The sequence below is a fragment of the Polyangium sp. 6x1 genome (assembly GCF_029946515.1).
Taxonomy (GTDB): Bacteria; Myxococcota_A; Polyangia; order Polyangiales; family Polyangiaceae; genus Polyangium.
In genome coordinates, this window is the sequence record NZ_JARZHH010000062.1 from 1 (window position 1) to 12,992 (window position 12,992).

Here is a 12,992-nt window from a genome sequence, read left to right on the forward strand (position 1 = left end):
CCTCGGCCGGGGGTCGACCCGCGCGCGGCGAGGGCGCGGGGGTCCTCGGCCGGGGGTCGACCCGCGCGCGGCGAGGGCGCGGGGGTCCTCGGCCGGGGGTCGACCCGCGCGCGGCGAGGGCGCGGGGGGCCCCGAGGGGGGGTCGAACCCAGGGGGAGGAGGGGGCGGGGCCGAGGTCATCTGCTCGACCCCCCATCGCGAAGCTACACGTGCTCGATCCACTGGCGAACGACATTCACGAAGGCGCCGCGTTTCGCCTCGATGTCGCTCGCGTCGCGGAACTTCACCGACGCGCGGTCCTTGCCGAGCCATTCGAGGAGCGACGCCGGATCGGCGATGGCGAGGTCGGGGGACGCCTCTCGTTTCTTCGCGCCGAGGTGCAGGATGACCTGCACGCCGTCCTTCGCGCGGAGGTGAAACGTCGCAAAGAATTCGGTCGTGCGAAAGCTCGGCGCGTTCCACTTGATGCCCTCGCCGATGCGCGGATCGGCGCCGAGGATCAGCGTTCGAATCTCGCGAATCTCCTTCTCGAAGGGATGGTCGAGCGATACGAGGAACGCCTCGACGTCCTCGGGGGCGGGTGCAGAGCGTTTCGCGGCCTTCTTGCTGGGTGCTTTCGACGCCATGCGTGAAGCTACCACGGGCGCGGCCGCCCAATGCCGACCGCGGAGGGCCCTCCGGCGGGTCCGATCCGGATTCCGCGTCGCGTCCCTCTTCCCGCCCGCCTTGGGCTCGCGTATCGTTTCGTACGCTGTCCCATGGAAAACCTAGAGCTTCGTTTCGCAGCGAAGGACATCAACCTCTCCGTGCGGAGCTTTTCGGTCGTCGAGGAGATGTCGACACTCTTCGACGTCTCGCTCGTCGCGCGATCTGCGGATGAGGACATCGATCTCGACGCCCTCGTCGGAAACGGCGCGGGGTTCAAGGTCGCGGGCGGCCTCGCCTGGACCGGCGTCGTGCAGTATGCCGAGCAGATCGAGGTCGAGCCGGACGGGCTCTCGACGTACTTCCTGCGGATCGTGCCGGCGCTCTGGCGGACGTCGCAGCGCCGCAATCAGCGCATCTTCCAGCACATCTCGATCCCCGACATCACGAAGAAGCTCCTCGCGGACTGGGAGATCGAGCCCCTCTTCGAGCTCGACGCGGCCACGTTCCCGAAGCTCGAGTACCGCGTGCAGTACGGCGAGACCGACTTCGCGTTCCTGTCGCGGCTCTTCGAAGAGGCGGGCATCAGCTACCACTTCCGGCCGCCGGATCCGGGCAGCGAGGCGCCGAGCAGGCTCGTCCTCATCACCGATCCCACCGTGCGCGAGGCCGGCGCGCCGCTGCTCTACGTGAACAACCTCGAGCACGCGAAATCCCGCGACGCGATCACGCACGTAAAGGTCTCCCACCAGGTGCGGCAGGGCCGCATGACGCTGCGAGATCACGATTTCCGCAGGCGGCCCGACTTCCAGCTCATCGCCGAGGCGAAGTCGACGTTCGATCAAGAAGATCGATACGAGAGCTACAGCTATGTGCCGGGCGCGTTCGTCGTGGATCCGGGGCGCGTCGACGAGCGCGAGGCCAAGGCGCTCGCGTCGCGCAGGCTCGACGGCGCGCGGCAGGGTCGCCGCAAGGTCCTGTTCCAGACGACCGCGCTCGGCCTCTCGCCCGGCGACGTGTTCTGCATGGAAGGGCATCCGCGCGACGATCTCGCCAAGGAAAACCGCCTGCTCCTCGTGCAACGCACGCTCGAAGGGACGAGCGAGGGCGACTGGTCGAGCACGGGCACGGCCGTGTTCGCCGACGATCCGTACAGGCCCGTGCCCGTCACGCCGAAGCCGCGCATGGGCGGCCTGCAAAGCGCGGTCGTCGTCGGCCCCGCCGGCGAGGAGATCCACGTCGACGAGTACGGCCGCGTGCGCGTGCAGTTCCACTGGGATCGCGAGGGCAAGTACACGGACGAGAGCTCGTGCTGGATCCGCGTGAGCCAGGTCTGGGCCGGTCGCGGGTATGGAAACGTCGCGATCCCGCGGGTCGGGCAGGAGGTCCTCGTCGATTTCCTCGAGGGCGATCCCGACCAGCCAATCATCGTCGGCCGGGTCTTCAACGGCACCTCGCCGCACCCGTACAAGCTGCCCGATCACAAGACGAAGACGTCGTGGAAGAGCGACAGCTCGCCCGGCTCCGGCGGATTCAACGAGATCACCTTCGAGGACGCCAAGGGGCGCGAGAAGGTGTTCATGCACGCGCAGAAGGACCGCGAGGAGGTCGTCCGCGAGAAACACACGCTCCAGGTCGGCACCGATCTCGACGTGCAGGTCGGCGAGCGCGAGTCGCGCAAGGTGGGCGCGGATCAGACGCTGCACGTCGTCGGCAGCCGGACCACGCGCGTCGAGCAGAGCGACGTGCTCGTCGTCGGCGGCGAGTGCCACATCCAGGTCGGCGAGACGGGCGCGTCCTTGTCGAACGATCGGGTCGTGCTCTCGACGGGCAAGGCCTCGCTCACGATCGCGGGCGGCGACATCTTCCTCGACGCGAGCGGCAGCATCAAGGTGAGCGCCGGCGGGCTCGCGGGGCTCGCGGGGCGCGAGGTGCACATCGACGGCGCGCCGAACGTCCTGCTCAACACGGCGGGCGCAAGCTCGCCCGTGCCGATGTCCCTCGGCGCGGCCGAGATCAACCTCGCCGACCTCTCGTTCCCCGAGGCCGTGAACAACGCGGCGAAGGCGCTCCAGGCGAAGCTGTTCGACGAGATCCCGGGCGGCTTCGACGAACAGGCCGTCGAGGGCGCGCTGCGGCGCTTGCTCGAAGAGCCGCCCGCCTCGCTCGCGGACGCGCCGGGTTATTTGTTGGTGCCCGAGGCCATCAACGAGCAGCTCAAGGACGCGATCGACAAGGTCCTCGGCGTGCCGGGCATGATCATGGACGACGTCCTCGATCGCGTGGCGCTCGAACAGAAAAAGCTCCAGGAGCGCATCGATCAGATCCGCGCGCGGGCCGGCGAGATCGCGGGCGACGTGCAGGAGAAGATCCGCGGCGCGGTCGAGGATCTGCGCGCGCGGGCCGAAGCCGCGAAGCAGATGGCCATCGCCAAGTTCGAGGAGGTGCGTGCCAAGCTCGAAGCCGCGAAGGCGCAGGTGCAGGCCAAGATCCAGGAGCTCCGCGGCAAGCTCGAGGAGGCCAAGGCGCGCGCCGTGGCGATCGTCGAGGAGTTCAAGGGCAAGCTCGAAGCGGCGAAGGCGGCCGTGCTCGGCAAGGTGGCCGAGGTGAAGGAGAAGTTCGCCGAGGCCAAGGCGCGGGTGCAGGCCAAGATCGACGAGATCAAGGGCCGCATCGAGGCCGTGAAGGAGCAGGCCAAGGCCAAGATCGAGGAGATCAAGGGCCGCATCAACGACCTCAAGGAGCAGGCCAAGGCCAAGGTGCAGGAGATCAAGGAGCGCGTGATCGCGCTCAAGGATCAGGCCGTCGAGCGCTTCCAGGAGATGAAGAAGCAGGCGGGCGAGATCATCGAGATGGCCAAGACGCAGGTCGAGGCTGCGAAGGCCCGCGTGCAGGAGCTCAAGGCGCGGATCGAGGGCGCCAAGGAAGAGGTCAAGCAGAAGGTCCAGGAGTGGAAGGGCAAGGTCGAGGAGTGGAAGGCCCAGGCCAAGGCCAAGGTCGAGGAGATCAAGGGCCAGGCGAAGGCCGTCGTCGACGAGGTGAAGGGCCAGATCGAGAGCGCGAAGGAGACGGTCAAGCAGACCATCGCGGACGCCAAGGAGATGATCGCCGACGTGAAGGCGATCCCGAAGGAGTTCGTCGCCGAGTCGAAGGCCGCGTGGAACGAGATCAAGACCGACGCGAAGGAGAGCTGGAACCAGACCAAGGCCGAGGCCAAGCAGACCTGGGAAGAAGCCAAGGAGACCTGGAAGCAGACCAAGGCCGACGCGAAGGACACCTGGAACCAGACGAAGGCCGACGCCAAGCAGAGCGTCGAGGACGCGAAGGAAGCCTGGAAGCAGACCAAGGCCGACGCGAAAGAGACCTGGGGCCAGACGAAGGACGAATTCAAGCAGGCGGGGCAGGACGCGAAGGAAGCCTGGAAGGACATCAAGGGCGACGCGAAGGACGCCTGGGGCGACATCAAGAACGAGGCCGAGGACTTCTGGGGCGACCTCGAGGGCCAGGGCAAGGACGCCGCCGAGGGCACGAAGGACGCGCTCGGCGCGGCCCAGGATCAAGGCCAGGGCGCGCTCGGCGACGCGAAGAGCGCGCTGCAAAACGCGTTCGGCGGAAACGGATCGAATGCGCTTTCCGGCCCGCAATTCAACGTCGGCCAGAGCGCCACGCCGGACGGCGGATCGCTCGGGCAGCTCTTCTCGCGCGCCGGTGGGTTCACGGGGGACGACGTCGCCTCGGCGATCAACGGCGGTTCGAAGGGCGCGACGATCCTGCAGAGCCCCGGCGAGGGGCAGCTCTTCGTGATGAAGACGCAGAGCGCGATGCCGGTCTCCGGCGCCGAGCTCGAGGCGAACCTCGTCGAGGCGCAGATGAACGGGTTTTCATCGAGCGACGCGTTCGTTCACACCCTGACGAAGAAGGGGTACGTGGTCTACGAGCGGCCCTGGGGCGAGCTCGCCGAGGCCTTCGTGAAGCGCGCCGCGGTCATCTGAGGAGAGAATACAGCGAATGTCGCGATACGAGAGCCGAGACGTCTCCTTCGACGTACCCCGCCACTGGGAAGACCGAACGATGGTCGCCTTCGCCGCCACCCCGCGGCCGGGACAAACCACGGCGCCGAACGTGGTCATGACCCGCGACGTGCTCTCCCCCGAGGAGACGCTCGGGTCCTACGCGGACAAGCAGCTCACGGAGCTCGGCAAGCGCCTCGACGGGTTCGAGCTCAAGGATCGGAAAGAGCGCACGCTCGGTGGGCAGCCGGGGATCGAGCTGCATTTCACGTGGCGGGCGCAGTCGGGCGAGCTCGAGCAGAGGCTCGCCATGGCGCTCGGGCGGCGGCGCACGGTGTTTTGCTTCAATGCGACCGCGGCCAAGGTCGACGCGGATCAGATGAACCCGCTCTTCGATCGGATCCTGTCCACGGTGCGTTTCCCCCGCCCGGGGGAGGAGACGTGAGGGTGTAAATGACCACAGGGCATCTCGCGGCGAAGGTCGGTTCGAGGCTCGCGCATGCGGCGATGCCGCTCGTCACGCCGAGCCAGGCCATGGTCGCGGCGACGCTGGGCAGCGAGGTCGTGGGGCCGGCGGGGCTCGGCGGCGCGGGCGCGGCGAGCCTCGGCGCCGGCATCGGCGCGGCGCCGGCCGGGACGATGATCTCGATCGTGGACATGGTCCCGATCCTCACGACGGGCGTCGTGGCGACGGGCGCGGCGGACGTGATGCTCGGGCCGGGGCAGATGGCCGTGCTCGCCCCTTCCCTGCCCCAGCCGTGCGGGCCGCACGTGGCGCAGCCGATCGTCGCAGGGAGCCCGAACGTGCTCGTGCACGGGATGCAGCTCGTGCGGGTCGGCGACAAGACGAGCTGCGGGGCCATGGTCTGCGACGGGGTGAAGACCGTCGTCGTGGGAGGCGCGGCCGCGGCGCCGAAGCCGGTCTCGCTTTCCGATCTCGCGGGCTCGCTCGGCGCGGTCGTGCTCGGCGCGGTGCTCACGAAGACGGGCGCGATCGAGCGGATGAACGAGCTCGGCGCGGCGCTCGCCCGGGGCGCGGAGAAGGTCTCGGCGGCGGCGGACAAGGTCACGGGCGCGGTGTCGAAGACGCTCGACAAGGCGCAGGCGAAGGTCGACAAGGCGCTGGATAAGGCCCAGGGCAAGGCGAACGCGGCGCTCGACAAGGTCGACACGAAGGTCAACGCGGCCCTCGACAAGGTCACGGGCGCGATCGACAAGAGGCTCGACAAGGCCGAGGCGAAGTACGAAAAGGCGCTCGATCGAGCGACGGGCGCGGTCACGGGCACGATCGACAAGGCGACGGGCGCCGTGACGGGCACGATCGACAAGGCCATGGGCGCGGTCGACAAGACGCTCGGCGCCGCGGAGAAGGCGGCCGACAAGGCGGGCGCCGCGGTGGACAAGGTCGCGGGCGCGGCGGGCGCAGCGCTCGGCAAGGTCGGGGATCTCGTGGGCTCGGTGGGCGGCGCGCTCGAATCGATCCTCGGCGGCGCGCTCCTCTTCGGCGGCGGAAAATAGGCGCGTCTTCCGTGGCCGAAGGGACCGATGTCGCTCGTCCGAGCCCCAGACGCAGGGCGCGTCGCGTGATGACCATCGTCCTCGGGGCGATCGTCGTCGTGTACCTCGGGATCTGCGGGCTCGTGTATTCGGCCCAGCGCCGCATCCTCTTCCCCGCGCCCACGGTGGGCCGCACGCCCGCCGGAAACTTTGAGCTCCTACGGATCGACGGCGGGACGCTCATGCTGTTTCGACCGCCCCCGGCGGGTGGCCCCGTGGTCGTGTATTTTCACGGAAACGGCGAGCAGATCGGCGACAGCGCGTGGCTCGCGGATGTCTTCGCCCGCGCGGGCGCGGGGTTCGCGGCGATCGAGTATCCCGGCTACGGGCTCGCGCGTGATGTCGGCGCGCCGAGCGAACAAGCGCTCTTCGACGCGGCCGAGCGCGGGATCGGGCACCTCGTCGAGCAGCGGGGGATCCAGCGGACCGACCTCGTGCTCGCGGGGCAATCGCTCGGCACGGGCGTGGCGATGGAGATGGCCGCGCGGGGCCACGGCGTGCGCGTCCTGCTCCTTTGCCCCTTCACATCGATCGCCGACGTGGGCGCGCGGGTCTTCCCGTTCTTGCCGGTGCGGCTCCTCTTGCAGGATCGATTCGACTCCGCCGCGCGGGCCTCGAACGTGAAGGTGCCCGTCCTCGTCTTGCACGGCACCGACGACGAGCTCATCCCCGTGGATCACGGCAAGACGCTCGCCGCGCGCCTCCCGCGCGGCCGGTTCATGGCCATCGCGGGCGCGCACCACAGCGATCTCTGGCTCTACGACGAGGTCGTCCGAGAGGTCGTCCCGTTCGTGGCCGGCACACGCGACGACGCGCCCTGAGCGCGCCTCTCAATCGTCGTCCGGCTCGACCGTGAGCCGGAGCGGCATCCCGTACTCGCGCGCGTGCTCCTGTACGAGCTTCGCCTTCGTCTCGGCGACGTCCTTCGTGTAGACGCCGGCCACCCCGCGGCCCGTGGTGTGCACGACGAGCATGAAGCTCAGCGCCGACGTCTCATCCATGTGGAAGAAGCGGACGAGCACGTCCACCACGAACCATTTCGTCGTGTAGTTGTCGTTGTGGAAGACGACCTGCCAGCGCTTCGCCTTCTCGACCTTGCGCTTCTGCTCGATCGCGAGATCGGCGTCCGTGTCGTCTCTCTTTCGCTTCGGGTCGTTCGCCATGCCGAGCGGGGATCTTATCCTCGCTCCTGCCCTCCACAAGCCTCGCTTCGTCGCGTGCGCTAGGCTCGGGCGTGGCCTCGTCGCTCTCCGCGTCTTCCAGCCCCGAAGCGAACGACCTCGCCCCCGCCTCGCGCCTCGCTCGTTTGCTCGACGGCCGGCGTATCGTCGCGCTCGCCGGCGCGGGCATGAGCACGGAGTCGGGCATCCCCGATTATCGTGGCCCCGAGACCGCGCGCCGCGCCCGCAATCCCATGCAAGCGCGCCAGTTCCTGCACGAACCGGCGTCGCGGGCGCGTTACTGGGCGCGCAGCATGAACGGCTGGCCGAGGATCGCCGCGGCCCGGCCGAACCCGGCGCACCACGCGCTTGCGGCGCTCGAACGCGCGGGCCGGCTCGCGGGCACGATCACACAGAACGTCGACGGGCTGCACCAGGCCGCGGGCGGCGTGCGCGTGGTCGAGCTGCATGGCGCGCTCGCCCGCGTCCGTTGCCTCGGCTGCGGGACGATCGAGCCGCGTGACGCATTGCAGGAGCGCCTGATCGCGGAGAACCCTTCCTTTTACAGGTGGGGTACGGCCCTCGCGCCCGACGGCGACGCCGACCTCGACCACGACGCATTCGCCGATTTCCACGTCCCCGTTTGTCTCGGCTGCGGCGGCACGCTCAAGCCCGACGTCGTCTTTTTCGGGGAGAACGTGCCGCCGCGCGTCACCGAGGCGGCGTGGGCGCTCTTCGACGAGGCCGAGGCGCTGCTCGTCGTGGGCTCGTCGCTGACGGTCTTTTCGGGATATCGGTTCGTGCGGCGCGCGAGCGAGCGTGGCGTGCCCGTGGCCATTGTGAACCTCGGCCCGACGCGCGGCGACGAACACGCGGCCGTGCGCGTGGACGCACGCCTCGGCGAGCTCTTGCCGCACCTCGCCGCGACGCTCGGCGCGTGAGGAAGCGCGCGCCGGAGCACCCTGGTAACACTAGCAACCGGGGCCGGTCATTCGAGTGACCAAAACGCCTTGATTCCAGACAGCCTTCATGCATCATGGAAGGTTGGCACTGGAGGCACTTCCCCATGACTTATGGTCCCGGACCGTCGAGAACCCGGTCGTTCCATCGGCTGCTCCCGCTCACGCTCCTCGTCGTGCCGTGCTTGTTTTTGCTCGTTTCATGCAGTCAGGGCATTGACGACCTGCCTCCGCGCGGCTCGGATCCGTCCGCGGGCGGCGACAATGGCGGCGGCGCTGGGGGCACGGGGGAAGGCGGCGGCGACGGGGGCTTTGGCGGAGCGGGCGGCGCGCCCGCGCTTTGCCAGGAGGGCCAAAAGAAGACGTGCTCTGTCGATCTCGGCGAGCACAACGGCGTGAAATCGTGCTTCAAGGGCGTCCGCGTCTGCATGAATGGCGCGTGGGGCCCGTGTCAGGAGGACAAGGCTTCCTTCGCCCCGGGCGGCGCTTCCAGCGAAAAGCCCGGCCCGCCGGGCAGCAATGTCCTCGCGGCATGCGCGAACAATCCCTGTGATCCGTCGTGCCAGGTCTTCGACGAGGACCCGCCCGGCGGGCTGAAGCCGTTCGCGCAGACGCCCATCTTCTCGTGGCAGACGGGTGATCTCGGCAATTATCCGGCGGACGTCGTCGCGCAGGGCGTGGCCCAGCCTTGCGACGAGGGCGTGGACTGTCAGTTCAATCAATACTGCTCGGCGCCGGTCTTCGGCACGTGCAACCACAACAAGTGCGCCGTCGGCGATCCGCTCGGGTATGGCTGCGATCCCTGCGTGGACGATATCTGCGCGATCGACCCGACATGCTGCGAGGCGTCGTACGGTGGGACGTGCGCGCACGATTACTGCGACGTCGGCGCGAAGCTCACGGACGGCTGCGATCCGTGCGTCAGCGCGATCTGCGACGTCGATCCGAAATGCTGCGGCCTGCCGAACTGGGGCTCGTGCAGCCACGATTTTTGCAAGACGGGAAACTCGCTCACGACCAACTGTGATCCGTGCGCGGCCACCGTCTGCGCCGACGATCCGAAATGCTGCAACCTCGGCACGACCGGCACGTGCTCGCACGGGTATTGCTCGACGGGCACGGCGCTCGTCCCGGGGTGTCATTCGTGCGTGGCCGATATCTGCGCCGCCGAGCCGAAGTGTTGCGACTTCACGCCCGGCACGGTCGCCTGCGCGCACGATTACTGCGTCACGGGCTCGAAGCTCAACACGGCCTGCGATCCTTGCGTCGCCGCGGTGTGCGCCGCGCAGCCGAGCTGCTGCAGCGGGAGCTGGACCGCGTCCTGCGTGAACCTCGTCGCGTCGGTCTGCCAGCAGAACGACAAGTGCCCTTCGCCGAAATGGACGTCGTCCTGCGTGGACAAGGTCACGACCGTCTGCGGAAACTCGTGCACCGCGGGCTGGGCGCAGCGGTGCGTCGACAAGGTCCCCACCCTGTGCGGCAAATCCTGCGATCCGGCGAGCTGGGCCGCGTCCTGCGTGGACAAGGTCGGCAGCGTGTGCGGCAAATCGTGCGGGCCGTTCGGTTGGGACTCCGCCTGCGTGGGCATGGTCGACACCGTCTGCGGCGCGAAGTGCTACCAGGATCCGCCTTGCTCCCATAACAAGTGCGACTCGGGCGAGAAGCTCGCTCCGGCGTGTGATTCGTGCGTCGCCACGATCTGCCAGGAGCTACCCGATTGCTGCAACGTCGCCTGGACGAACCTCTGCGTCGACCGCGTGAAGACGCTGTGCGGCCAGGGCTGCCCGGTGAAGGGCGACTGCGTGCCGTGGTTGCCCGGCCAAACCGATCCGGCGTGCGCCGGCTACGACCTGTCGATCGGCGTCCCCTGCAGCGGATCGGTGCCGGTGTGCAACCACGGAAACACCACGGTCCCCGCGGGAGTGAAGCTCATCCATTACGCCGCGGGCTCCGGCCAGTTCGGCAAATGCGAGCCGAACCAGGCGCTCGCGGGCATCCAGAGCTGCTCCACGCCGAGCCCCATTCCTCCCGGCAAGTGCATCAACGTCCCGGCGGCGAGCTGCGGCCTCGGCGCCTCGAAGCGCGAGATCATGGTGAACCCGCCGAGCTACGGCGGCTCCACGCACCTCGACGAATGCCAGTGCCTCGACAACTGGGCGGCGTTCGCGCCGAACGTCGCCTGCGGCTCGCCGAGCTGCTCGAATACGACGACGGCGACGGTCAAGCGCGTGAACATGTTCATCGCCCTCGACCGCTCCGGCTCGATGGAAACGGACATCGGTGGCGGCGAGACGCGCTGGTCGGCGACCGTGAAGGCGCTCAAGAAATTCGTCCAGGATCCCGGCTCGGCCGGCCTCGGCGTCGCGCTTCGGTTCTGGCCCGACAACGCGCCGGTCTCGGGCTGCAACGACACGAGCTGCAGCGCCACGGCGTGCCGGTCGCCGCTCGTCGACGTCGGCATCCTGACGCTCCAATCCGCGCCGGCGGACGCCCAGGAGAAGAAGCTCGTCGACGCCCTGAACGCGAAATCCCCGAACGGCAACACGCCCATGTACCCCGCGCTCTCGGGCGCGACGCAATGGGCCATCAATTACAAGAACGCGCACCCCACCGAGGACGCCATCGTGGTCTTCGCGACCGACGGCGATCCGGTCGGCTGCAACGAGAACGAGACCGACATCTCCGACATTGCGGGCAATGCGTTCTCGACGAAGGCCGTCAAGACGTACGCGATCGGCATCCAGGGGGCGAACCAGAACTTCATGAACCAGATCGCGACGAAGGGCGGCACGAAAAAAGGCTTTTTCGTGGCGCCCGGCGGGAACGTCGAGAACGAGCTGCTCTCGGCGCTCATCCAGATCAAGGGCGACACGCTCTCGTGTGATTTCGTCGTGCCGAGCGGCGGGGTCTACGATCCGAGCGCCGCGAAGGTCACCTTCACGCCGAGCTCCGGCGCGCCGCTGGTCCTCTCGAACCTGCCCTCCGGTGCGGCCTGTGGAGCGGGCTGGTATTACGACGACCCGGCGAACCCGAATCAACTGAAGCTCTGCCCCTCGACCTGCCAGACGGTCCTCAACGACGCGGGCGCCAAGCTCTCCGTCGATCTCGGCTGCCCCGGCGGATACGATCCCGCGACGTTCACGTACAAGTACGAGGCGGTTTGTCCGCAGGGAACCACGGTGCAATGGGGCTTCCTCGCGTACGACACGCTCACGGCCGCCGATACGAACGTGGTCTTCAAGGCGCGCACGGCGAACACGCAGGCGGGCCTCGCCGGCGCGACGTACAAGAGCCTCGCGACCGCGAAGGCCTCGCCCGATACGCAGGTTTGCCCGATGGGCGGCCCGGCGCCGTGCCCGATCTCCTTCTTCGACAAACTGGGCGCGGGTGACGCCCGGCAAAGCCACCTCGAGCTCTCGATCACCTTGAACCCCGCGTCGAACAAGAGCGCGGCGGCCATCGTGAAGAGCTGGGACCTCTCCTACTCCTGCCCGGATTCCGAATGAAACGATCGATCCTCGTGCTTGGTCTCCTCGTGACGGCCCTCGCCGCGTGCGGTGAGGGCTCGGGGCTCCCGCCGCGCAGCCATGCGTCCACCAGCAGCGCGTCGTCCTCCGGCGCGGGGCCGGGGGGCGCGGGCGGGCAAGGCGGAGAGGGCGGCATCGGCGGCGTCGGCGGGCAAGGCGGCGCCGGTGGACAAGGCGGCGCGGGGGGCGAGCCCGCGCCCGTCTGCGGCAATGACGCGCTCGATCCCGGCGAGGAGTGCGACGACGGAAACAGTGAAGCCGGAGATGGCTGCTCCCCGGAATGCGCGGTGGAGCTCGGCGAAATGGAGCCGAACGACACCCCCGCCGAGGCAAGCCCCTACAAGGACCCCTTCCCGGCCAAAATGGATCCCGACGGCGACGTCGATTTCGTCTCCTTCACGGTCGCGGCCGCGAACACGAGCGTGATCGCGCGTATCCTCGACGTCGGCGACGGCGGCTGCGCCACGGGCGCGATCGACACGATCCTCGAAATCCGCGCCGCGGACGGGACCACCGTCCTCGCGAGCGACGACGACGCCGGAGAGGGAGCCTGCTCGCGCGCCGTTCTGCCGAGCCTCGCGCCCGGATCTTATTTCGCGCGCGTCGCGGCCTCGGGCTCCGCGCCGAGCCCCACGTTCCTCTATCGATTGCGCATCGATCAAATCGTCGACGTCTGCGGCGATGGGCAGAAGACGCCCGCCGAGGCCTGCGACGACGGCAATACCGCGGCGGGCGACGGGTGCAGCCCGACCTGCTCGATCGAGATCACCGAGAGCGAGCCCAACGGCGCCCCGGCGATCGCGGACGCCTTCTCGGAGCCGTGGAACGCGGTGCTCACGCCGCACTGGGACGTCGACGTGGTGTCCGTGGTCCTCGCCGCTCCCGCGTCGAGCCTGACGGCGACCACGACCGATCAAGGTACGAATGCCTGCGCCGCGAAGACGCTCGACACGATCGTCGACATCCTCGCGCCCGATGGCACGACCGTGCTCGCCACGGGCGACGACGTCGTCGGCAATTGCGGGTCCGCGCTCGCGACGAACCTCGCCGCGGGCACGTATTTCGTGCGCACGCGCGGCGGCTCCCTCGCCAAGAACCCGAGCCCGTACGGCCTTCAGATCGTCATCCAGTGAG

Annotated in this window: 9 protein-coding genes; 7 read left to right on the forward strand and 2 right to left on the reverse strand. The window is 68.7% G+C overall.

All coding sequences use genetic code 11. From position 1 onward, the window contains the following. Positions 1-203 precede the first annotated feature (203 nt). Entirely contained in the window at positions 204-626 is a 423-nt protein-coding gene (locus QHF85_RS38355) for a DUF1801 domain-containing protein (protein ID WP_281332388.1), read from the reverse strand. Between the two features lie 132 nt (positions 627-758). Here QHF85_RS38355 and tssI point away from each other — a divergent pair, with 132 nt between their 5' ends. The 4 genes from tssI to QHF85_RS38375 all read left to right on the forward strand — a co-directional run bounded on the left by tssI (position 759) and on the right by QHF85_RS38375 (position 7,033). Next, the gene (gene tssI, locus QHF85_RS38360; RefSeq protein WP_281332389.1) at positions 759-4,637 is read left to right on the forward strand and encodes a type VI secretion system tip protein TssI/VgrG; all 3,879 of its coding nucleotides are present in this window, start codon (positions 759-761) and stop codon (positions 4,635-4,637) included. A 16-nt stretch (positions 4,638-4,653) separates the two neighbouring features. Beyond that, positions 4,654-5,100 (forward strand): DUF1795 domain-containing protein, encoded by a 447-nt coding sequence (locus QHF85_RS38365; RefSeq protein WP_281332390.1) that lies wholly within the window; start codon positions 4,654-4,656, stop codon positions 5,098-5,100. Positions 5,101-5,108: 8 nt separating this feature from the next. Next, the gene (locus QHF85_RS38370) at positions 5,109-6,173 is read left to right on the forward strand and encodes a PAAR domain-containing protein (protein WP_281332391.1); all 1,065 of its coding nucleotides are present in this window, start codon (positions 5,109-5,111) and stop codon (positions 6,171-6,173) included. Between the two features lie 68 nt (positions 6,174-6,241). Next, the gene (locus QHF85_RS38375; protein WP_281332442.1) at positions 6,242-7,033 is read left to right on the forward strand and encodes an alpha/beta fold hydrolase; all 792 of its coding nucleotides are present in this window, start codon (positions 6,242-6,244) and stop codon (positions 7,031-7,033) included. A 9-nt stretch (positions 7,034-7,042) separates the two neighbouring features. Here QHF85_RS38375 and QHF85_RS38380 read toward each other — a convergent pair whose 3' ends face one another. Beyond that, a complete protein-coding gene (locus tag QHF85_RS38380) occupies positions 7,043-7,375 on the reverse strand; it encodes an ATP-dependent Clp protease adaptor ClpS (RefSeq protein ID WP_281332392.1) in 333 nt (110 codons plus the stop codon). A gap of 143 nt (positions 7,376-7,518) precedes the next feature. Between QHF85_RS38380 and QHF85_RS38385 the strand changes: the two genes are divergently transcribed. From QHF85_RS38385 to QHF85_RS38395, 3 genes are all read left to right on the forward strand, one after another. Continuing rightward, complete coding sequence (locus tag QHF85_RS38385) at positions 7,519-8,313, forward strand: NAD-dependent protein deacetylase (protein ID WP_348652796.1); 795 nt, start codon at positions 7,519-7,521, stop codon at positions 8,311-8,313. Positions 8,314-8,438: 125 nt separating this feature from the next. Further along, the gene (locus tag QHF85_RS38390) at positions 8,439-11,837 is read left to right on the forward strand and encodes a hypothetical protein (RefSeq protein ID WP_281332394.1); all 3,399 of its coding nucleotides are present in this window, start codon (positions 8,439-8,441) and stop codon (positions 11,835-11,837) included. After that, entirely contained in the window at positions 11,834-12,991 is a 1,158-nt protein-coding gene (locus QHF85_RS38395) for a DVUA0089 family protein (RefSeq protein ID WP_281332395.1), read from the forward strand. The genes QHF85_RS38390 and QHF85_RS38395 overlap by 4 nt, the downstream gene beginning before the upstream one ends. The last annotated feature ends 1 nt before the right edge of the window (position 12,992 follow it).